We start from the raw sequence: 20,354 nt of genomic DNA on the forward strand, positions 1-20,354 counted from the left end.
ATTCAGCTCGCAGATTTAACGATGAAAGTCACGACGCCGAAAACGTCCAGCGTATCTTCGCTACCGACGATGATCGGTGAGTATGCGCTGTTCATCGGATTGAGCTGAACAGTTGGACGCAGTTGAAGACGTTTAACAGTAAATTCCCCATCCACAGCCGCAATGACAATGTCTCCGTGTTCAGCAGTCCGTGAGCTATCAACCACCAGCAGATCACCGTCGCTGATCCCCGCTTCTATCATCGAATCCCCTGCGGCTTTAACGAAATACGTTGAGCTGGGATGGGAAACAAGCAACTCATTAAGATCAATACGCTGCTCTACATAATCAGCTGCGGGGCTGGGAAAACCACATTGCACCAAATCGCTGTATAGTGGGATTGCGATAATTTCTCGCAGTTCAGTAGGCCTGATAAACTCCATTACGCATACCTCAAATACTGTTTATATATACAGTAGTTTCGTTTCTGTCAGCGCGCAATACACCTTAGTCGTAGCGACTGTTTAAAGCTTCACCGCTTCGTTTCTAAGTTTCTATCAGGCTTCGAATTATTATTTTTGTAAATTTTCCGACTTGAATCCTAGATGCACAAATTTAAGCCGGTTTGGATGCAGGGAATTTTTTATACAGCGTGCACACCGCTACGTCGTAAATAATCGCCACCTGCTTTCTGTCCACGCCGTTTGAAATCAACCTGCCAGCCTGCGCCCATTGCTCTGGGGTTAACTTCGGACGCCTGCCACCTATGCGTCCCTTCTCCCGGGCTGCCGCCAATCCTGCCCGGGTGCGTTCCACGATTAACTCCCTCTCCATTTCGGCCAGGGCCGACATGATGTGGAATATGAAACGCCCCATTGGGCTGGAAGTGTCGATGCTGTCCGTAAGGCTTTTGAAGTGGATGCCGCGCTGCCGGAGTTCGTCGACCAGCAGTACCAGGTTCCGCATGCTTCGCCCGAGGCGATCCAGCTTCCACACTACCAGCGTATCGCCCTCGTTCAGCGTTCGCAGAAGCTTTTTAAGCGCTGGCCGGTTCGCTACCGCCCCGCTCATTTTTTCCTCAAAAACCTGTTCACATCCTGCTCGTTCGAGAGCTTGTCGCTGGAGATCTGTGTTTTGGTCATTTGTTGACACCCTAACGTAGCCAATATGCATATTTTTCACCCAATATTTTCTGCAAAAAAATCAGGTGAAGTTATCGGCATGGATGCCGCAGGGTAATCTATAAAACGTCGGTTTGGTAGACAGCAATGGTGTCATCCCATTAGAACTGGGAGGAACAGGTGCAAAGACTGCCAGTTCTGCACTCTCAAACCTTGGCGCGCTGGGCTTGAGCGGAGGTACATTAACGAATGCTCTGAATATCGCAGGTATCGCTGGCAACCCTTACGCTTTTACCGTTGAAGGACTTTCAACGGTGGGTAGTGTATGGGCTCATACGGTGATGGTTAACGGTACTCCTCGCTTCAGGGCAGGTGTTGCAGGCATTGGTGGTGCCGTCTCTTACCAAATCGCAGGAAGAAATAATGGCACCGATGCATTCTCAACAATGCTGTCTGTGAAGCCAGGCTCAGTTGTTTACACTTCTGAAAATACCACTAAATCCTCCGATGGCACGCTGAAAGCAGCTTCGCCGGTGGCCAGAATCGTGAAATCTCAGAACGAGAATCAGCGCACCGATATTGATGAAAATGATTTTATCTGGTGCGGCTGCGGTACTGCGAACACCGAAGCTGAAGGAATCAAAATTTCCCGGGTCGATGTTGGTGTTTATGTGCTGACAGGTTCGGCAGGCCTGGCGTCAGAGGGATGGCAGTTACTGCCGCCAATGGACCCTGTCGGCATGGGGGAACTGGGTGTAGTTGAGGCAGAGCAAACCGAAAACGGAGGACTGACTATCCGCCTGTTTAAGCGAAAATACCTGCTAGGCGATGACGGGGAGATCGTCAAAACGAAAGGGGAACCGATGGACGTGCCAGCGAACAGCTGGATCGATGTTCGCCTGGATATGCCTGATGATTCTGCCTTTAATCAGCGGATGAGTCAGGGACTTGAGCCATAGCCGCACGTTGATTCCAGATACTGTTTTGCGGCATCTCTACACGGACACTGACAAACTGATCGGCCGGAATGTCGGCCGCTTCGCCATCTGCGAGACCTTCCCGGGAGTTCCTCGCAAATATCGGTGCCGTCGAGTATTCCCGGTGGAATGTTTTCACGAGCACTGACCCGTCGGCATTTACCTCATAGTCAAGCCAGATCAGGGCCTGCCCGTTGCGATCTTTAGGAATATCAAAACCGCCATCAATCCCACCCCACGCCGCATCAGAGTTCATACCCATGCAGCCCTCGATCAGATACTCTCCGGCTTTCATACGAGTTACAGAACAGCCTTCTGATTCGTCATTAGTTTCAAACGAACCGTCTGCAAAAAGCTTAACTACTGGGGATGCAGCCTTGAGCGTTCCGTCACTGGCTTTCGTGGTGTTCTGCGTCGAATAAATGGTGTGCGTCGTGGAGAACCCTACGTTAGCATTGCCCTGAATTGTTCCATTACCCTGACGATATTTGAGGCCCTGAGAGGTGGACGCTAACTGCCACGACACATAGCCACCACCCGACGAATCATGCCAGCCACGGAGTGTTAACATGCCCGTGTAAGTATCAACTCCGCTGCCTCCACCCCATCCATTTCCTCCAAGCTGTATGCCAAAAGACATGCCGAGCGGATATTGTGAAATACCATCATAAGAGGCAAGGTTCCTGTAATCGCGATGAACCTGGACCATAACAGCGGCTCCGTTGATGTACGACGACACCGGGGCAAACTGATTATCAACGTCTCTTGTAGCGCTATTTCCCAAACCGAGGTTTGTGCGTGCGTCAGCGGCATTCGTTGCCCCGGTCCCACCCTGGCTAATTGGGACTGCTCCATTACTTCCTTTCTGGACCAGTTTGCCGATCGCCGGAATGGTTACACGAGCGCCGTTGATGGTAACGGTGATGTTCTGGTTTGCTGAGGTGGTGGCGAACGTCTCCCAGGCGCCGATGTTCTCGTCATACTCGTTGATGAGCTGAGACATGCTCTGCGCCAGGCCGTCGACCGAGAGACTATCAGTAACAAGAATGCCGTACTTCTGGCCGCTCAACGCCGGAGACGCGGCAGGCGTAACCGTCAGTGACGTCGCACTGTTGATGGCGATGATCTGAAACATCTGTACCGGGTTAGAAAGAACAAACAACGTCTGGCCAATCCGAATCTGGCTGGCCGGTGCCGTCCAGTTCGTGCCGGTGCCGGTGGCTGTATTTCCGTTAATGGCGATGGTGCCAGTGTTATAAAGCATATTATCTCCAGGCAATAAAAAACCCCGCCGGAGCGAGGTTGATTAAAAAGACAGTTTATTCAGACGTACATATCGGGAAGAACGGGAAGATTCAGTGGCGTTACCGTGTCATTACCAAAAATTGCATACCGCTCGCGCCCAAGATATTTCCCACCCTGAACTGAAGCACTGCCGTTCTGTATTTTTATTCCGAACATTCGATACACGTACATGCCATTTACTTCGTGAGCCATCAGCCCGAACCTGCCCAGCGGAACATAGCCGCTGCCGATGCTCACGGCATTTTTCGAAGGCGTCCAGAGTTGGTTGAGGTAGACGAAAGGCCGCTTTGTCGTCGAAAACGTGCAAGCCCCGGCTGCATTGAAGATGTTGAGGCCGGTGCCCGGCTGAGGCGCCACGCCACTGGCAAAGATGACAATATCTATCGTGCCGGTCGTCGGAGCATCATCGTTGGTGGATGGAGGGCTGAAGAACCTGACCGTGTTGCCATCGAAATCGACTGTGTTACCGCTATTGCAGCGCCCAAAGACGATATATTTGGACTTGTCGTACCCCGCTATCGTGGGAACTGCCCAGCCGCCAGTGGGAACATTGACGGTACCCTTCCAGATACACTGTCCTGACTGTGTAGCATTGGTTATTGAGGTGAAGTCAGTGCTGTTGCTGATGAGAAGACCCACACCACTACGCTGGCCTGACGGAAATATCTGCCAGAGGCTACCGGGGAACGTGTACGTACTTTCACGCTCACTGATGCTTACATCCTTCATCGTGGAGTTCTGCGTCACGCGGCCACCGGATATGGTGACCGAGTTCATTTTATGAAGCAGCCCTGAATCAAGATAAGCCGTTGCGTGAGGGATAAACAGCACCTGCGCCCCGGAAACATAACCGGCAATATCAGCGTACTTGGCTTTCTGGTAGCCACTGTCAAAGTTGGCCCCAAACGACGGGCATCGCAGGCCCGCAGTTATCTCCATGCGCTTTCCGCCGTCATTTAGTTCTATCAGTAGTCCTGTCGGCATTTTATGTCCACGTCCCCAGTACGATGCGGCCGCCACCCGGAATATTAATGGTTACGCCATTACCATTAATCAGCGTTGTATTGCCGGAGCCATTGAAAGAAAAATTACCGTTTGTGGCGTAAATCGAGCCGCGAACGGTCACGTTGTTAAACGTCGCGTAGCCAGATTTGTTGATGTGCCAGCCAACGTTCCCGGTGCCGTCCCAGGTTGAAGATTGGATATAGCTGCCGATCTTGGCGTTTCCAATCGTCCCGTCTCCAATAACCGTGTCCCGAATTATGGTCTGCCCATTCTGGATAACGAAAGGAAGCGTAACGCTCGCTCCGGCCTGGTGCGTTACGGCGAAGCGGTCAGCCAGGAAGATAACCTGCGACTGCATGCCGGACGGCGTATTCTCCACGCCGATCCCCATCCCTGCCGCGTAAAGCTGACCATTGCTGGATAACCCGACCTTGATGCTGTACATCGCCTTCAGGTCGCCGTTGACGTTCGCAATGGCCTGCGCGTTGGTGGTGATCGCTGAAGTGTGCCCGTTGATGGTCGCCGTGATGCCGTTTATCTGCGTGGCGGTGGCCTGCTGATAATCGGAGAACGTCTGGTTCAGGCTGTTGATGGATGCCTTGTTGCCGTTCACGTCAGTCTGCAAACTTAGCAGCGAACGCGCCGTTGCCTCCTTCTCGTTGACGATCACCTCATCAATGCGATCCAGGTGCGCGCTGTTACCGGCGACCGATGCAGACAGCGTTTTGCGCGCAGCCACCTGCGCCAGGTTGCCCTGAATAATCGCGATGGCGGAGTTCTTCACTCCCCCCGCCATGCCGTCCACAGACACATTGATGCTATCGATTCGCTGACCCAGTGCGGTATCGGCCGTCGCCACTGTCTGCTCAAGCTCGCTCAGAGAAGAAGACACATCTCCGACCGTGCTCGACAGGTTTGTAACGCTGGTCTGAACCTTCCCGATATCCTGGGCATTTTTGGCGATTTCCTGCGCCTGTTGCGCCAGTTCATCGTTGGCCTGTTTGATGTCGTCAGCCATGCCAGCAATTTTTTCATTGCTGTCTACCGCGTTCTCGATCAGGTCTTTGAACGTATCGGAGCCTTTCATGTCCTCCAGAATGGCATCGGTGATATCGGATACATCGATGCTGGCCTGTCCGCGCACAAAGTCTGTATACCCTGATTCGTTTCCGCTGCGGTCCACCAGCTGCGCGCGGTACCAGAAAATTTGCCCTGCCTTAAGGCCCATCTGCTGATACTTGCGCTGCGGATAAGGCACATCGGCCAGCAGCATCGCATCCTCTTCGATACCCGTCAGGCTGTACTGAATTTCCGTCTTCAGCGTGTCGTCGGTGTTCGCCGGGAATCCCCAGCTCAGCTCGATACCGAATACCACATTATCGGAAGCGATGAAGCCGACCGGTTTCGGCGGATTGCCCACTTTACCCGTCAGCGTTTTCTCTTCCGAATATCCCCATCCGGAAGAAATTTCTGCGGCATTGATGGCGCGTACACGTACCAGATAGCGCCCGGCATAAATCCCAGGAACGTCGAATGACGTGGTGGAACTGCGCGGCACGTTAACCCAGTTCCCGTCGTTGCGGCGCCATTGCGCTTCATAGGCGATAGCATTCTGCGCCTGGTCCCAGCTCACGCGCATGGTTTCGACGCTGATATTCTGCTGCACCACTGAAAACGAACTGATTACGATGTTGTCTGGCGGTGACTGATTGCTGGGCGGGATCACGCTCACCGGCCGCTGGTCAATGATGGCTCCGGTATCGATTCGGGCATATTTATCCGGATCATGATTTGCACCGACGATTGTGAACGTGCCGTCATTATTATCTGTTACCGTTATAACGCGATACTGCTGTGCATAGAGTTCATCAGACTCTATGACCCACACGGCCTGAGCCACCGGCGTTTCGCTGTAAGCAGTCGTAACGGTTACTTTATTGCCCGTTATCGACTGGATGGTGCGTGACTGTGAAACACCCGATGGAAGATTGACAATCATCCTGTCGTCTGCCGAAGCATCCGGCGCCCTGTCCAGCGTCAGCACGCGACCATTCACCGCAGAGATACGGCCGCCCAGGTCGCGCCCGGAGAGATTTCGGTCCGCTACAGCGATTACATAGCCAGGCTGCGGAATGTTGCCATCTTCCCCTACATTGAAAGTAACAACGCGATCTTTGTTGTTGGTGAGGATCCCACATCGCCCTTTCCGATTCGCTTCCGACTGACGGGTACAACCGATAGCCGTTATCTCAAGTTGATTAAACCCATAACGCGCAACCAGCGCCTGCTCAAAAACAGGCTCCATCGCATCAGAATAAGCGTTATCAGGATCAGACCAGGACACCAGCGCATTGGTGTAACGGTTCTTTGTGGTGCTGCTGGAATAGGTAAAGCGCCCATCAATAACGTTCGCATGCGTGTATGTAAAATCTACATCTCTCGGCATGTCCGCCAGCGCCACAATCTGGTCGTCGCCCCAGTAGGTCATCCCACGGAAGATGGCAGCAAAATCACGCAGGACCGTATAAGCGTCGTTGCGTTCCTGAATGTAGACGTTGCAGGTATAACGTGGTTCGGTACCACTTCCGCCTTTGCCGTCCGGTACCATTTGATCGCAATACTGCGCAACCTGGTAGAGCGTCCATTTATCTATGTTGGCCGTTGAAAGACGATCCCCAAGTCCGAAACGGTCGCTAACCACCAGGTCGTAGAATATCCAGGCAGGGTTATCGGTCCAGGCCCATTTAAATGTCCCAGTCCACGTACCGCTATAAGTGCGGGTTTCGGGGTCGTAAGTATCCGGTACGCGGATAACGCGGCCGCGGGGCTCGCAGGAGATCTGCGGGATAGAGCCGTTAAACTGGCTCGAATCGAATTCGATATAAAGCAGCGCTGTGTTTGGATAGCGTAACTTGGCATCAATTACCTCGGTAAAGCTCTGCAAGATCATCGTGTCGCCGATCTTCGCGCTGTTGGCATCAGACGTTATCTTACGGAGTCGGATTGTCCAGGTACTGCCAGCCTGAGGTAAATCAATACGGTGGCTGCGCTCGTAACCTGAAGTCGTTTTGCCGGTCACACTGGTATTGAGTACCGTCTGCCATGTGCCACCATCCGTCTGCAGGTCAATCGCATAATTAACCGAGTAACCGACCAGATCGCCGTCGTCCTCCTGCTTGAAAAGCGAAGGCCATTTCAGGCGCAGGCGAACCGCTGAAAGCTGCATATTGGTAAACGTGCGCGTCCACGCTGTAGCGCTCGATACCTCAGTTCCCACGTTGATTTCGTTTTCGGTACCGGGTATGCCCTGAATATATTTTTGCGCCTGAGTTCCCGCGCGAAATTCCCACGTAACGCCGCTGAAGTTTTGAGAGCCGTCAGCATTCTCCAGAGCCGTTCCGTCTAGGTAGATATCCCTCGCGGTCAGCCCACCAGCAAACTCCCCTTCACCGAGAACCATCAGGATTTTCGCTTTCGCAACGGACTGGAGATCATCGGGCTGCTCGACAGGGGTGCGAGAACTCGAGCTGCCGCCTTTACGTCCGGTAATTGTTTTAACCATATCGCGCCCATAAAAAAAGCCACCCGAAGGTGGCCTGAATGACAAATATTTGTTATTGCTGATCTTCTACGTAAATCCCGGCAGAGGCAACAGCGCCGCCGATTCGCCGTTTACCATAGAGAATGGGGACAGGGTTTCCCTGAGAGGTTGTGTTCGTCACGCCACCAAAGGCGTAGCTGGCTTGGTTATCCGCAGATTGCTTACTGGCGAGCCCGGTTGTCTGTGGGGAAAGCATCTGGACTACGCCGCCGATCGCCATTGATGCCCCAATCCCCGCCACAGCGCCCCATCCACCAGCGAAAGCGGTACCACCAATCCCAATCGCGGCCCCTCCCGTGACGAACGCAGCAACAGCGACAAGGGCAACCCCGAGGATTGTCTGAAACACCCCGGCTCGCTTACTGCCGATGATCACCGGCGCGATGCGGATTTCCTCTGTGCTCCTGTCCATACTGAGCTCATCGTTTAAGAGGTTTCGTTTCCCGCTGAATACCGCATAAGTTAAACCTCGTTGCTTACTGGTATTCAGGAAACGTTCAAAACCCGGCACGATAACGCTTAGGGCGCGGATGGCCTCCTTTGGTGAGGCTACTGATAAACGATATTCACGCCCGAAGGTGGCGCCTAGCACGCCGTACAATCGAATTGTGCGGACCGGCTCAACATTGAGTAATGCAGCCATTTTTCCCCCATAAAAACTGTCACAGGCAGTTATCAGAAACGGTCTTTAAAGCGCAGTATTTTCATCGTGCGCTCACGCCAGTAACCGCCATAAGGTACGCGCTGGCTCAGATGACCATAAAGGTGATGCAGTAGCATGTTGCCTTCCAGCAGAATCCCCGCATGATTCCACTTATCAGCCTGAACCTGCATGATCACCATATCGCCAGGTTTTGGCGGCCCGTCGAATTCACGGAATCCGCACTCATACCAGCAATCCTGATAGAAGTTGTCCGGGTAGTCGTTTTCCCACCAGGGATAATCGACCCGGTAATCGTGAAGCTCTATCCCGTGCGTTTGCCGGTAATAGCTCATCACCAGCCCCCAGCAGTCAAAGTGACCAAGCACAAACGGGCGCTCCAGCAGCGGCAGTTCTCCACGCGGCTGGATGGTTCTTAAATCCCCCTCCGGCCAGCTCACGATATGCCAGGGTAAAAGCGTTGAGTCGCATTGCGCTTTATCCAGTTCGCTCGGCTGCGTAGTGGCGTCAGGGTGGCTGTGAACGATGGCGATCACCGTACCCCAGTCCTCAGCAACTGCGTAATCTTCCGGGCAGAGGACAAAATTTTCCTCCGGCGCCACGGCAAGATTCCGGCACGGAAAATAACGTTCAACGCGGCTTTTCTGCGCCACCACACCACAGCACTCACGAGGATATTCAGCGGCTGCATGCGCCATAATCGCATCAATGGTTTTCTGACGCATATCAGCTCCTGATTAAAGACGTTCCCGGGAAACCACCAAACGGCAGTTCTTCATTCTCTCCGAAGCGAAGTTTGCACGCCGTGAGCGTACCGTTACAGACATCAAGCGAGGGATCATCGACAGGATTATTATTGTTATCGAAGTATCTGGTTCCGGCATAATCGCAACCGTCACCGGTTCGGTACTTATTGCGCATGCACCAGGTACACAGGGAATGAAGCTGGCGCGTGGGGATCATCTTACCCTGCAACGACATCGGGCTATCGAGTACGAATTCGATACTTTCGCCCGGAATTTCGCTGCTTTTACCATCAATGTAAAAAACTCGTTTTCTGACCTGTTGCGGATCAGCTGTTGCGTTACCTGCTGGGAAGTTCTTCGCATCGAGATAATGCGAATAAGTGTCATAGATAGTGACTTTCGCCTGTAGCATATCGTCATAAGCAAGGCACAGCGCTGTAATCTTGCTATCGATATCTGCAACCGTGAGTGTTGGCTGGGCACTGTTGCCGTCTGTTGAGGCTTCAAGCCCTTCTATTTGATACGGCCAGGCGGCATATTCCTCCCCCTGCCACCAGATACTTTTCGCCTTCAGCTTTGATTCATCGCCACCAGCGGCAGCGATTTCTTCTTCTGTGTGCGGGAGGTTGTATGCGTGAAATCGCAGTACATCATCCACGCCGAACGTAGAGCCATCAACTTCGATAAGCCGGACTTTATTACCGGGCTCAAGGCTTTGATAGTCTGCTGTGATCATGGTGCGTACGCCTGTTTGAATGTTGCGGAAATGGTCAGAACGTTGCTGGATAAGGGCTGTGACTTGATTGATTCGGCCTCAATCCGGTAGAGCCCAGTTTCGCCAACTGGCGATGTCCAGATGAATGACTTTATAACGTGAGAACGAAAGAATTTAAGGGCCTGGAGCATGTCCGTTTTTTTGCCCGTTAGGGTAACAGGCCATGACTGCTTTTCAGGGTTGATGCCTTCCCCTGCAATCTGCTCATAGCCATCGCCAAAGGTTGCAGAGCGGGTTTTATGGCTAAACGTTCCTTCCATTCCCGCCTGTATCTGCGTTCGCCAGGTGAACGTTTCCAGTGCCATGTTTGCTCCATAAAAAAAGCCACCCGAAGGTGGCTTGTGACAATATGAGAAGGAAATTAGCGGGTTTCACAACCAAGCTGAGACTTGTCGATAATCTGCGTGCCTTCAACACGGTAACCATATGTGCCGAACAGAAATGCGTGGTTTAATTGATAAATAACAACATCGCTTAGGCCTACGGAACACTTGTCTTTTTCAATAGCCCGATCCATTGCAGTTTTAACGCTTGGAATGCCCAGCGGGAAAATAACAATTGGAGCTTTGTCTTCACCAGTCACACGTTGACCTTTTTCAAACTTAGCTGCGTTCAGGTTGTAATTTTTAGTACTACCAACGGTCATATCAGCAACACGAACAGTACAGCCAGACAACATTAAAGCTCCAAGAGCTAAAGCCACTACCTTCTTCATTTTAAGTTTCCTTTGATTGCAATCGGAAACATCTTAACATGATGAATAATGTGATAAAACAAACACCATGTCTCTTATCTTGATTTTGTTGCATTCCAGATGAGCCCACCAGGCTGCAGCTGTTTGGCAATCCCGGCACGAACAGACTGATCCATGGTCTGCTTGTAAGCTCGAGAAACAGCATCGTCATTGCCGGAACTCTGTTGCTGAGAGTTCTGGTTCTGCACAACAACAGACGTTTGAACAGTAACATTGCCAGCGCCAGCGGATTGCAATCCATACATGGGCGCGGTGCCAACATACCCGCCGTTTGCATAGCCCTGAGCACCCCGCATAAGCGCATAAAGATTACCGACACCCAGCGCACTGGTCGCTTCCTTCGTAAACACAAACTCACCACCGTGAACTACGCCTTTCGGTTGGTACTTACCACCATCACCGGTGTAGCCACCGCTATCGAATCCCGGCACCAGACCACCACCAGAGAAACCAAAGAAGGCACCGACACCCGATCCACTAAAGGCTGATTTCATTCCATTAACCAGAGCCAGTTGCGTCAGCATCTGGGCGATGCCCTTAAGGAAGGTAGTCAGGAAATCTGAGAAGTTTGATTTACCAGTAGTAAAAAAGTCAGTAAGTGTGCTGGCCATCCCGGCGAACGCATTGCTGGTAATCGTCTGCACCTGCGAGTAAACATTGGTCGCGCTGTCTTCAAATTCAGCCCAGCCCTTCTTCGCGCCGGTCAACCAGTCGCCACGCAACCTGTCCTCTGCATCATAGTAATCATTCGCCGCTTTAAGCTGCTTCTGATAGCTCTCGTCGTCAAGTGAACCTCCAGCATTCTTCCAGCCAGCGGCAAGCTGACTTTTCGCGAGTTCACGTTGTGCCTGACGGTCACTCATCCCTGCACCGTTCACTAATGCAGCCTGCTTCTCTGCCATCTGCGTGACGTATTTCTGCGAGGTATCCATTCGCTTGTTCAGCTGTTCCTGTGCGGTAATCTGATCACCTAACAGGGCTTTCTGCCGTGCCAACTGAAGCACCTGGTCTTTACTCGCCAGCAGGGATTGTTCCTGCTTTGTCAGTGAACGTGAACGCGAGGCCTCCTCCAGCACCTGAAATTTCGCTTCAGTCGTCCACAGATCTTTGCGCTGCTGGCTGATAGTATCGTTCAGCCCTTTATGCTGCTGCAGCGCGCGTAACTGTGCCTGAAGCGCCAGTAACTCGGCCTGGGCAGCATCCGTGCTGCGATCGCCAGCTGATAAAGTGCCCTGCTTTCCGGTTTTGGTCTTTTTGCCAAAAGCAGCGACTCCTTCCCGATCCTTCTGGGTGGTTGCGGTACTTATCTTTCTGGTCGTATCGAGGTATTTACCTGCACTGATATCAGCGGCATCCCAGTCTTTTTTCAGCTGAGAGATGCTGTCGCCATAAGCACCGGCCATTTTTTCGTTGTAGTCCTGCCATCCCTGCAAAGTATCTGTTTTCGCCCAGTCGGGAACGAGGTTAATAGCGGCAGCGATAGAGGAAGAAATGATCTGGTTCAGCTTCTGGAAAACGATCGCAACGCTGTAATAAATTGCGTTGAATTCCTTCAGGGTGTTTGATGCCAGTTCAGCTACCCACTGACCGATACTCTGCATGGCCTCAGACGCCCAGCCCTTGATACCCAGCCACAGGCGACCAAACGGTGTCAGCGAGTCGTAAGCCTGCTCCCCACGTATTGCCATCGTATCGCCAAACAGGTCCATAGCCTGCGTAACGGCCGCGGTCTGGTCCTTTTGCTTTATCAGATCGTCAACATGCTTAAGTTGTGAAACGGTCAGGAAATTATATTGTTCGTTGAGACTCTGCAGCGCTTTAACAGGGTCTTTTTCGATGTCCTTATAGGCTTTGGCGATGTCCTGCGCCGAGACTATACCGGTCTGAACCGCCAACGCCGTGGAGCCCGCTGCTTTTTCAAGTTGCTGCTGTGTCAGCGATCCCATGCCAACCAGCTCAGTCATCAGACCCTGAACGGTTCCTACAGTAGCTCCAGTAGAGGCAGCAATAGACTGGGAGGAAGCCATGATCTGGAGCGCTGACGTGCCGGCAATGTTGCCAGTCCTGATAATGGCCTTGTTGATTTCGTCGTAGGCGGTGAAGTAGTCCGATCCCGCTTTGGCCGCAATCAGTACAGCACCGGCCAAGCCACCAATTGCGACTCGGGCAGGGGTCACCATCGACAACATCGCTTTCAGCGCATTGCCTACACCGCCAAACGAATCACGGAGCTGACCGCCCTGCTGAATGGCAACCATATAAACAGGCATACCGGAAGCCAGTGAGGTCACAATGTCGGTAATTTGCATCGGGAGATAACGCATAGCATTGCGGTATTGCCCCGCGCTGATAGCCCCAGACTTCCACGCTTCCTCCTGCTCTTTCAGCTTTGCGATCATTGGTGCAGCACGATCGGATACGCCGAGTTGGGCAGCTTTTAGCTCTAACAGTTCTGCGCGCGTTTTTCCGATTGCTGTGACCTGCTCCTCCAGCGAATCGATAAAGGTTTTGCCCGCCGCAGCTGCACGCTGCGCTGCCTGAGCCTGTTCAATGCGAGCCCGCCCCTCTGCGGTTTCAGACTCCATTACCTGTGCCAGTTTTACCCGCGTCGTCTCAAGCACGCTGTTGTAACGAGTAAAGTCCTCGTCTCCCACCAGCCCTTTACCGCGAAACTTCGCCAGGCTCTCTTGGATAGTGTCCAGTTCATCCAGTGCCTTGTTTACCGGGCTGATTTTATTCAGCAGGTTCTGCAGTTCCTGACGCTGCTTCTTCAGGCTTTCGCTGTTTTTCTTCTGGTTATCGATACCGGTGCGGAACGTGCTGTTCAGGTCATCCGCTTTACCTGCCGCGGCGGACGCGGTCTCCTGAAAGCGATCCAGTGCCTGGTTACCGCGCTCCAGCTCACTGGTATTTACGCGCAGGGAAATCGTGGCGATATCGTTACTCATTCCGCCCTCTCTTTATGCATAACTTTTAGTGCGGCGCTCTCCATGATTCGGATGTCCGAAAGTGCGGTTGCCTCGTCCTCGACGTGGTGCAGGCGCATTACCCAGGGCAGCACGTTGTAATCAAGCCCTGATGCACCACCCATGCCCGTGCGCCACTGCGTACTGACAGCCTGAAACACCAGGAATGAAGGCCATACATCTGGCCAGACATCTACGAAATGATCGTCATAGTCATCCGGCGTAAGCCCGTAAGGCGCCAGGTCTGCCGCTGTGGGTTCAGGCGTATAGAATGCAGAGGCAACCGCTATCAGTTTTTTTCGCGTTGCCCCATCAGTTCGCGATAGTAGGTTTCAGGGATAGCCTTGATCGCCGCCGGATAGTTCTCAAGCAGCAGCGACAAGTTTTCCGCGTTAAATGCATCAGGAAGTGCCCAGCCAGAAATAATTTCCATCAGAAAATCAGTGGCGGTTTTGCCTTCGAGTTTTTCCAGGTCAGCCAGCTCTTTAAGTGGTTTATGATTGAACGTGAATGTCAGCACGCCATCCTCATCGCCAGCGCGCGGGATCGAGACGTTGGCCTTAAAAGTTGGTTTGGGCTGAAGGGTGAATTTAGTCGCCATTGATACCTCTTACGAAAAAAAGCCTCCGTGATGGGAGGCATGGAATGGTGAAAGCTCTGACGGGTCAGGCGGCAGCGTCAGTCACCTTGTAGAACGTCATCGCCGGTGACTGCAGGTTCAGCACCACACTCACTGTCTCTACCTCGTTAACCGCAGTAGTCGGCGTGTCGTCAAAAGATGCCGTGGCCGCCCAGTAACGGTTCTCCTTCGCCTTCGGCACGTACATGTACGCTGCGACTGTCTCTTCGTCTTCATCCAGCTGGCGCAGCAACGGATATACCGGGAGAGTTGAGTCGTGAGCGATAGAGTAGGTCTGAGAGACTGCGGATTTATAGGTGTTCAGGTTGCGCTGGCGATCATCGCTGAGGAACTGAATCTGCGTGGTGTTCTGATCACCACCTGATTTCGAAACCTCAGTGATTTGTGGCAGTTCGGTCCATTCTTCAATTTTGCGAATAGAGCCGGAACCGCCGCCCGCCGCGTATTTGTTTGTGTTTGTGGTATTGATGTTGCGAAGAGTGACAACATTCTCCGCAATCGCGTCGATTTTCGCGATAACGTTATCAATACCCGACCAGTTGCAGTTCACGTGAACGATATCGCCGACCGCGATATCGTCTGCGGCGCTAACGGTGATCACCGCGTGCTCAGCATTCGTCGCGCCGGTGAACGTAATGGCCGGGCCGTAGCCCGATGCCAGATAGACATGAGCGCCGTTAGGCAATGCAAAGCCCATAATGGTTACTCCTTTAGAAACGGGAAAACCGGCTCAAGGCCGGTCAGTTGTGGGACGTCACAGAGGGAATCAGTTGGTAATGTCTGCCCGATAATTCAGGCTGACAGGAACGGTGTAGGACACAGGTGTAGGGACGCCGCGGAATATGCCAGGCGCGCTGCTAATCCAGCAGGTAAAGTCTTTGCCTGCAATTTCCAGCCCCTCGGGGAACAACTCCGCTACCCTGCCCGCCAGGGCAACGACGGAGGTACGGCCGGACCCGGCTGGCGCCACGACATTAATCTGGTACACGCCAGAATAAGTCCGGCAGCGCAAGCCGAGATCAATTGTTCGCGGCGTAACGGGCATATCGTGAACGACCAGGTACATCTCGTTAGCAGGAGGTGTAAACGGCACATTCTCCCATGCAACAGAAATGCCTTCGGCATCGGCCCAGGAACCCAATCTGGCGGCCAGTGCAGATGCAGTATCAGGAATCACCTGGACACCTCCTTGATAGCTTCCTCAAAGAAGCGTTGAAACTCAGCAGCGGTTATACGGACCATTCCGCCCGGTGCCTGTGTGGAATGCCCCATTTCCAGCGGGTAGGCATAGGGCACGTTGTTGCAGAAATAAATGGCCTTCATCCCGACTTTGAAAAGCGACAGCGTGTAGTTCCCGGCCGCTTTTGTCAGGTCGCCGGTCTTGTCTATTCGCCCTGTTTCATCAGTTGTCGGAGCATCAAACGATACCTGCCAGTTGCCCCGAAACCGTCCACCGGTATACCCGGGCGGCGCTTTGATATCCATCCCATCCACCAGTCGAGCTTTCTTCTTAAGTCGCCCGGTTTTAGTCAGGTTGGCAGGGTCCGATTTTTGCGCTTCGTTATGGTCGTATACCGCCTGATTGTAAGAAGCTGCCGTCTGGTTGATGCCCCAGAGTTCGGGGTTGCCGACAGGTGACATCATCACCAGTTGATTAAGGATCCGAATGCCGACAGCACGTACGGCCGCTTCCTGATTCGCTTTGGCTTTGTCCACGAACGCGGTGATGGCAGCCGTAAACGCCTTATTATCACTCATGCTATGCCCTCAACTGAGATTTGTAGCAGAGCACCACCGCACCCGGTTTCACGGGGTTAGGTTTTACTACGCGGTGGCTTACGCCGTCCACGACGATCAGATCGCCGGTTTTAATTTCCTTCTCAGCAGTGAAGACAATCCGAATATCTCCGTTTTCAATGACGGTTCCATCAATTTCGCCTGGCGCGTAATCCGTCTTCACTCCTGTGGCGGTGAACTGGATATCATCGGAACGATGCTCCACACCACCGATGATGATTAACGTGCCCTTACGCGTGACGTTGTATGCAATGCCGTTCTGCTTGAGCATACGAGTCGCTGTCGCCTGCATTCGCTGATAGTTGATGGTCATTACGCGCGCTCCGCGAAAGCATTGATTGCATATCCACGCCCACCAGCCAGGTCGCCGAGAATAGCCATTACCGCCGGGTAGGATGGTGTGAACACCTCACCATCGGCAACCGCATAGGTTATGGTAACGGCGCCTTCGACACGTTCGGTTTTAACCGCGGCCTCACGAACGCTTGAAAGCAAATCGCCATCAATTGCCTCGATAGCCAGCATGCATTGTGCGGTGATAACCTGCCGTGGCACCTGGTCGGGTGGGAAGTCGTGTCCATCCAGAATGACATTTGCGCGTGGCCAGGCCAGAGGCTGTCGAGGGTCTGCTTTGGAACCTACCCAATCAAGCCCTTCCAGGTAGTCCATCGCCTTAATCAGTAACGGTGCGAGCTTTTCAGGCAGCTCAATCCCTCTCAGCGCGGCAAATGACGCCAGTTCATCTTCGCTGGCGTAACTGTTAACGTCAGCGGCGGTGATATCAGTATTAATCATCTGAGCATCCGGTGAATGGGGCTTACGCCCCATCGATTAGCCAGCTGCAGGTGCGGTGAAGGTGATTTCCTCACTCGATTTAGCAATACCATCAACAGTACCAGTGACTGTGAAAGTACCTGCCATATCAGAGGTAAGTTTGACCGTTGCCCCACCAGCAGAGCCGGTTTGAGAACTGGCAGTGCTGAGCGTGCCGCCGGTTGAATTCCAGGCAACGGTTTTGCCGGAAACACCTGCGCCGTTTAGCGTGTACTTAAGGGAAATGGTGACCGCATCGGTGCTGTCAGCGGTTGCGGAGGTTTTATCCGCTGACAGCGTTACTCCCCCGCTGCGGATCCCAGCTTAATCAGCACGCCAGCCGTAGATTTGTTACTGGTGAAGTGCTTCTTCCAGTTACCCGCAGTGCCGATGGCGGTCAGGTCAGGGTTATCGCCTTTGGAGGTATCCCAGCTGTAGCCCAGCAGGTCAACGTTCACCACGCCTTCAGCGCGATAGCCAACCGCAAGGTTTTCCTGATCGTTGATATCGTAGGAACGGAAGCCCGGCGCCTGAGATTCGGTGACGGTAACCGCTCCGGCCACCAGCCCAAGGATCGCATCAGCGTCCATGGTGTCGGTAACCAGGACAGGTTTACCCAGGGTGCCCGGCTGCCCGCCGTAAACCACCACCCCCGCTTCTTCATAGATTTTGTTGGCGATCGCCTCATCCACGATGTCGAAGTAAGTGGCGGAGTGCATAACGAAGAGCACCACACGGTTGAACTTGTCGCCGTACTTACGCAGGCCGCGCGTCAGGGTCTTCTTGCCGTCTGTTTCGATATCGGCGGTAACCACCATGTCCGCGTTGGCGCCAATAGCAGCCGTCAGCGCCTTCAAGCCGTATTTCACGTAGCCTTCCAGCGTCGCGTCAGCCACATCAGTGCCGATCACTTCGGAGAACTCGTCAACCGAGCGGCCGCGGCGTTTGAACGCTTCTTCAGTCGTTTCGTATGGACCGTATTTCCACGGCGCTTTGACGGAAACTGCTTCGCCGGCGCCAATCTTCTTACCCGTCACTTTTTCGGTGGAGTTAACGTCACGCGATTCGATAGAGCCGCCAACCTTGTAGAAGGCACGCTTGCGGAAGTCGCCTTCAATCAGCTCGTTATCCAGCAGGATCGCGCCGTTGGAGGACGCGTTGAAAATAGCCAGGTTGTCCTGGCGGCGCTCGAGGAAAGCGGTCTGCGCCAGGTCGTCATAAATAATCAGATCACTATTAACAGTGGTAGGCATGGGTTAATCCCTTATTTCGGAAGTTTGAGGAAGGCCTGCTGGCCATGCTTGCGGATGTAGTCCGCTTTGTCGCTGGCGCTCATTTCGGAACGTTTCAGGCTGCCACCGCCGTTTGGTTTGTGTCCACCTGCGCCGGTGCCTTCTGCGCGTGGGAACAGATGCGGAGCCGTCTCCTTTAGAGACTCCGCCCACTCAAGTGGGCTTAGTGGAGTTTTGCCGTCTTTACCGAACAGAACATCGCCATTTGCATCAACTGCTACGGCCTCGCCTTCGTCGTTGAGCTGGAATGTGCCTTTGGCACGCAGAATCAGATCGTCGGATGCTTCCGGCAGCGCGCCAGCTTTTGAGGCTGCTGCACGGATTGCATCGCCCAGAACCCGGTCCCGGAATTTGTTGGAGAACGCTTCGGCTTTGTCGGCGCGTTCATTTGCGGCTTTAATCTGCTTATCAACGTCAGCACGCAGACGCTCGGTGCGCTTATCGAGCACCTCATCAATTTTCCCGGCGGCAATCAGCTTTGCCTCTTCGTCGTCGGAAAAACGCTGGAGGATCCCACGTACAGCATCAGGATCGATACCATCGAAGCGTGACAGGGTTTCTTTTTGCTGCTTGATGGTGCCCAGCAGCTCAGAGTTTTTTGATTTCAGGCCTGTGACTTCGCTGGTCACACGCTCATCAATCAGCTTCTGGATTTCTGGCGTGATTTCGATACCACCGCCACCGCTGCCCTCTCCGCCGTTTTCTGGTGCGTAAAATTTCAAGAGCATGTTTCGAATTAACATAATTTCCCCTTGGGATTTTGCCGGGCCTCGCCCATAAAAAAGCCCCGGCGGATGCCAGGGCATGAAGAAAGTAATGGTTGTTAGTAGTCAGTACCTGAGAGCTGTTTCAGACGTTCCAGGCTGATCCATTCGCCTTTGTCAGTGAACATATCAGCCAGGTCGATTTCACCCGCGCGGAACAGACGGCCACGCTCGGCACCCAGAACCTGATCCTGCCGTTGAGCTGGCTGACGCGCGAGCCATTCAAGATACGTGGTATTAGCAGGTACCTGCCCATCCATGCTGGCGCGTGTACCATCATCCATTTCATCGATATCAATGCCGAGTTCGCGCCAGGATTTAAGGATTAGGGTTTCAGTTGAACGGCAGCAGAAATGAATTTTCCCGGGTCCCTGCAGGTAAGGCACCTTATGCCCGACCGGTTTGTTATCCAGGGTGTAGCGCAGCAGGTCACGAATAATGCAGTCATGGCTTGTTTTATTGTCCAGCGTAGACAGCCACTGTTTTCCTTTCACGATATCGCTGTTGGCACTGGTGAAGCTGTTGCGTGCTGTGGCAGCCAGATGATTCACGGCTGTTTTAGCGATGCTGGCGGCGTTTGCCCTGCTCATCTGCAGCGCGCCGTCGCGATAGTCTTTGTTGGCGTGACCACGAACATTGCGCGCGATAGTTTCTACCCTGTCGCCGGCAAGATAACCCCGACGTATGGCGTTCACGATACGCGCCAGCCTGTCCGATTCCAGATTCTCCGCCCACTCACTTAGTAGCCTCCCCTGAAAGGGTTGCGCCATCGCCGCGGCATAGACCATATCGGCGGTAATGGTCTGTAATGGATAGTGTTCAAGCACCTGAGAAGGAAGAAGAGAATCAAACAGACTGAGCTGGTAACTTACTTCGTTCTGTGCGAGAGACATTAACTCTCTTTCGAGGCCAGTTTGCATTGAAGCAACGGCCTGATGATTAAGTTCGCGTACGCTGCCGAGTAAGCTTTCGAGACGTGTAACCGTGAAGCTATCAGCCGGGAGCCTGTCCAGCGCATCCAGTAGACGTGCCGACAGGTCAGCATCCGTCTCGTTAAGCAACTTCACCATCCGGTTTGCCACGCCGGTAGCGTAGCGGCTTAACCAGACGGAATGTGCGATTGATTCATCGCGCAAGCTTTCGTTTACTGTTGCCATA

General features: G+C 53.2%; 23 protein-coding genes. 1 reads left to right on the plus strand and 22 read right to left on the minus strand.

The features are described from left to right. Window positions 1-2: 2 nt before the first annotated feature. Complete coding sequence (locus L384_RS04520) at window positions 3-422, minus strand: translesion error-prone DNA polymerase V autoproteolytic subunit (RefSeq protein WP_023324708.1); 420 nt, start codon at window positions 420-422, stop codon at window positions 3-5. A 172-nt stretch (window positions 423-594) separates the two neighbouring features. Beyond that, window positions 595-1,152, minus strand: coding sequence for a recombinase family protein (locus tag L384_RS04515; RefSeq protein WP_032628390.1), 558 nt, complete (start codon window positions 1,150-1,152; stop codon window positions 595-597). A gap of 82 nt (window positions 1,153-1,234) precedes the next feature. Here L384_RS04515 and L384_RS22815 point away from each other — a divergent pair, with 82 nt between their 5' ends. Continuing rightward, window positions 1,235-2,059, plus strand: a complete 825-nt coding sequence (locus L384_RS22815) for a phage tail fiber protein (RefSeq protein WP_251997979.1) — start codon at window positions 1,235-1,237, stop codon at window positions 2,057-2,059. Here L384_RS22815 and L384_RS04510 read toward each other — a convergent pair. The 20 genes from L384_RS04510 to L384_RS04425 form a co-directional block, all read right to left on the minus strand. Further along, the gene (locus L384_RS04510; protein ID WP_023324711.1) at window positions 2,025-3,341 is read right to left on the minus strand and encodes a phage tail fiber protein; all 1,317 of its coding nucleotides are present in this window, start codon (window positions 3,339-3,341) and stop codon (window positions 2,025-2,027) included. The two genes, L384_RS22815 and L384_RS04510, sit on opposite strands and share 35 nt — an antisense overlap. Window positions 3,342-3,400: 59 nt before the next feature. Beyond that, window positions 3,401-4,366 (minus strand): DUF6453 family protein, encoded by a 966-nt coding sequence (locus L384_RS04505; RefSeq protein WP_032628261.1) that lies wholly within the window; start codon window positions 4,364-4,366, stop codon window positions 3,401-3,403. Window position 4,367: 1 nt separating this feature from the next. Next, window positions 4,368-7,949, minus strand: a complete 3,582-nt coding sequence (locus L384_RS04500) for a TipJ family phage tail tip protein (RefSeq protein WP_023324713.1) — start codon at window positions 7,947-7,949, stop codon at window positions 4,368-4,370. 52 nt (window positions 7,950-8,001) lie between these two features. Then, window positions 8,002-8,631, minus strand: coding sequence for a tail assembly protein (locus tag L384_RS04495; RefSeq protein ID WP_017694304.1), 630 nt, complete (start codon window positions 8,629-8,631; stop codon window positions 8,002-8,004). A 32-nt stretch (window positions 8,632-8,663) separates the two neighbouring features. Continuing rightward, on the minus strand, window positions 8,664-9,374 hold the full coding sequence (locus tag L384_RS04490) for a C40 family peptidase (RefSeq protein WP_023324714.1): 711 nt from the start codon (window positions 9,372-9,374) through the stop codon (window positions 8,664-8,666). Window position 9,375: 1 nt separating this feature from the next. Then, on the minus strand, window positions 9,376-10,131 hold the full coding sequence (locus L384_RS04485; protein WP_023324715.1) for a phage minor tail protein L: 756 nt from the start codon (window positions 10,129-10,131) through the stop codon (window positions 9,376-9,378). Then, window positions 10,128-10,475 (minus strand): phage tail protein, encoded by a 348-nt coding sequence (locus tag L384_RS04480; RefSeq protein ID WP_015570921.1) that lies wholly within the window; start codon window positions 10,473-10,475, stop codon window positions 10,128-10,130. The genes L384_RS04485 and L384_RS04480 overlap by 4 nt, the downstream gene beginning before the upstream one ends. Before the next feature lie 56 nt (window positions 10,476-10,531). Further along, window positions 10,532-10,885, minus strand: a complete 354-nt coding sequence (locus L384_RS04475; RefSeq protein ID WP_020690998.1) for a hypothetical protein — start codon at window positions 10,883-10,885, stop codon at window positions 10,532-10,534. 74 nt (window positions 10,886-10,959) lie between these two features. Beyond that, entirely contained in the window at window positions 10,960-13,872 is a 2,913-nt protein-coding gene (locus tag L384_RS04470; RefSeq protein ID WP_023324717.1) for a phage tail tape measure protein, read from the minus strand. Further along, window positions 13,869-14,183, minus strand: a complete 315-nt coding sequence (locus tag L384_RS0121260; protein ID WP_032628264.1) for a DUF1799 domain-containing protein — start codon at window positions 14,181-14,183, stop codon at window positions 13,869-13,871. Before L384_RS0121260 ends, L384_RS04470 begins: the two co-directional genes overlap by 4 nt. Beyond that, window positions 14,180-14,491 (minus strand): phage tail assembly chaperone, encoded by a 312-nt coding sequence (locus L384_RS04465; protein ID WP_023324718.1) that lies wholly within the window; start codon window positions 14,489-14,491, stop codon window positions 14,180-14,182. The genes L384_RS0121260 and L384_RS04465 overlap by 4 nt, the downstream gene beginning before the upstream one ends. A 64-nt stretch (window positions 14,492-14,555) precedes the next feature. After that, window positions 14,556-15,227, minus strand: a complete 672-nt coding sequence (locus tag L384_RS04460) for a phage tail protein (protein WP_023324719.1) — start codon at window positions 15,225-15,227, stop codon at window positions 14,556-14,558. Between the two features lie 69 nt (window positions 15,228-15,296). Further along, window positions 15,297-15,707: a phage tail terminator-like protein gene (locus L384_RS04455; RefSeq protein ID WP_023324720.1), complete on the minus strand. Its 411-nt coding sequence runs from the start codon at window positions 15,705-15,707 to the stop codon at window positions 15,297-15,299. Beyond that, entirely contained in the window at window positions 15,704-16,288 is a 585-nt protein-coding gene (locus tag L384_RS04450; protein WP_023324721.1) for a hypothetical protein, read from the minus strand. The genes L384_RS04455 and L384_RS04450 overlap by 4 nt, the downstream gene beginning before the upstream one ends. A 1-nt stretch (window position 16,289) precedes the next feature. Then, complete coding sequence (locus L384_RS04445; protein ID WP_023324722.1) at window positions 16,290-16,640, minus strand: hypothetical protein; 351 nt, start codon at window positions 16,638-16,640, stop codon at window positions 16,290-16,292. Further along, on the minus strand, window positions 16,640-17,122 hold the full coding sequence (locus tag L384_RS04440; RefSeq protein ID WP_023324723.1) for a DnaT-like ssDNA-binding protein: 483 nt from the start codon (window positions 17,120-17,122) through the stop codon (window positions 16,640-16,642). Before L384_RS04440 ends, L384_RS04445 begins: the two co-directional genes overlap by 1 nt. Window positions 17,123-17,158: 36 nt before the next feature. Further along, window positions 17,159-17,458: an Ig-like domain-containing protein gene (locus L384_RS22940; protein WP_162497085.1), complete on the minus strand. Its 300-nt coding sequence runs from the start codon at window positions 17,456-17,458 to the stop codon at window positions 17,159-17,161. Beyond that, on the minus strand, window positions 17,440-18,393 hold the full coding sequence (locus L384_RS04435; RefSeq protein WP_023324724.1) for a major capsid protein: 954 nt from the start codon (window positions 18,391-18,393) through the stop codon (window positions 17,440-17,442). The genes L384_RS22940 and L384_RS04435 overlap by 19 nt, the downstream gene beginning before the upstream one ends. Window positions 18,394-18,404: 11 nt before the next feature. Then, window positions 18,405-19,175, minus strand: coding sequence for a hypothetical protein (locus L384_RS04430; RefSeq protein WP_023324725.1), 771 nt, complete (start codon window positions 19,173-19,175; stop codon window positions 18,405-18,407). Window positions 19,176-19,255: 80 nt separating this feature from the next. Beyond that, window positions 19,256-20,353, minus strand: a complete 1,098-nt coding sequence (locus L384_RS04425; protein ID WP_022651279.1) for a phage minor head protein — start codon at window positions 20,351-20,353, stop codon at window positions 19,256-19,258. Between the last annotated feature and the right edge of the window lies 1 nt (window position 20,354).

Origin of the sequence: Enterobacter sp. MGH 38 (assembly GCF_000492855.1) — a bacterium.
Classification (GTDB): domain Bacteria; phylum Pseudomonadota; class Gammaproteobacteria; order Enterobacterales; family Enterobacteriaceae; genus Enterobacter; species Enterobacter hormaechei_C.

Bases quoted from the DNA above. Each gene is read 5' to 3' on its own strand.
- L384_RS04520 (WP_023324708.1), bottom strand. From the start codon at position 422: ATGGAGTTTATCAGGCCTACTGAACTGCGAGAAATTATCGCAATCCCA.
- L384_RS04515 (WP_032628390.1), bottom strand. From the start codon at position 1,152: ATGCATATTGGCTACGTTAGGGTGTCAACAAATGACCAAAACACAGAT.
- L384_RS04510 (WP_023324711.1), bottom strand. From the start codon at position 3,341: ATGCTTTATAACACTGGCACCATCGCCATTAACGGAAATACAGCCACC.
- L384_RS04505 (WP_032628261.1), bottom strand. From the start codon at position 4,366: ATGCCGACAGGACTACTGATAGAACTAAATGACGGCGGAAAGCGCATG.
- L384_RS04500 (WP_023324713.1), bottom strand. From the start codon at position 7,949: ATGGTTAAAACAATTACCGGACGTAAAGGCGGCAGCTCGAGTTCTCGC.
- L384_RS04495 (WP_017694304.1), bottom strand. From the start codon at position 8,631: ATGGCTGCATTACTCAATGTTGAGCCGGTCCGCACAATTCGATTGTAC.
- L384_RS04490 (WP_023324714.1), bottom strand. From the start codon at position 9,374: ATGCGTCAGAAAACCATTGATGCGATTATGGCGCATGCAGCCGCTGAA.
- L384_RS04485 (WP_023324715.1), bottom strand. From the start codon at position 10,131: ATGATCACAGCAGACTATCAAAGCCTTGAGCCCGGTAATAAAGTCCGG.
- L384_RS04480 (WP_015570921.1), bottom strand. From the start codon at position 10,475: ATGGCACTGGAAACGTTCACCTGGCGAACGCAGATACAGGCGGGAATG.
- L384_RS04475 (WP_020690998.1), bottom strand. From the start codon at position 10,885: ATGAAGAAGGTAGTGGCTTTAGCTCTTGGAGCTTTAATGTTGTCTGGC.
- L384_RS04470 (WP_023324717.1), bottom strand. From the start codon at position 13,872: ATGAGTAACGATATCGCCACGATTTCCCTGCGCGTAAATACCAGTGAG.
- L384_RS04465 (WP_023324718.1), bottom strand. From the start codon at position 14,491: ATGGCGACTAAATTCACCCTTCAGCCCAAACCAACTTTTAAGGCCAAC.
- L384_RS04460 (WP_023324719.1), bottom strand. From the start codon at position 15,227: ATGGGCTTTGCATTGCCTAACGGCGCTCATGTCTATCTGGCATCGGGC.
- L384_RS04450 (WP_023324721.1), bottom strand. From the start codon at position 16,288: ATGAGTGATAATAAGGCGTTTACGGCTGCCATCACCGCGTTCGTGGAC.
- L384_RS04445 (WP_023324722.1), bottom strand. From the start codon at position 16,640: ATGACCATCAACTATCAGCGAATGCAGGCGACAGCGACTCGTATGCTC.
- L384_RS04440 (WP_023324723.1), bottom strand. From the start codon at position 17,122: ATGATTAATACTGATATCACCGCCGCTGACGTTAACAGTTACGCCAGC.
- L384_RS04435 (WP_023324724.1), bottom strand. From the start codon at position 18,393: ATGCCTACCACTGTTAATAGTGATCTGATTATTTATGACGACCTGGCG.
- L384_RS04430 (WP_023324725.1), bottom strand. From the start codon at position 19,175: ATGTTAATTCGAAACATGCTCTTGAAATTTTACGCACCAGAAAACGGC.
- L384_RS04425 (WP_022651279.1), bottom strand. From the start codon at position 20,353: ATGGCAACAGTAAACGAAAGCTTGCGCGATGAATCAATCGCACATTCC.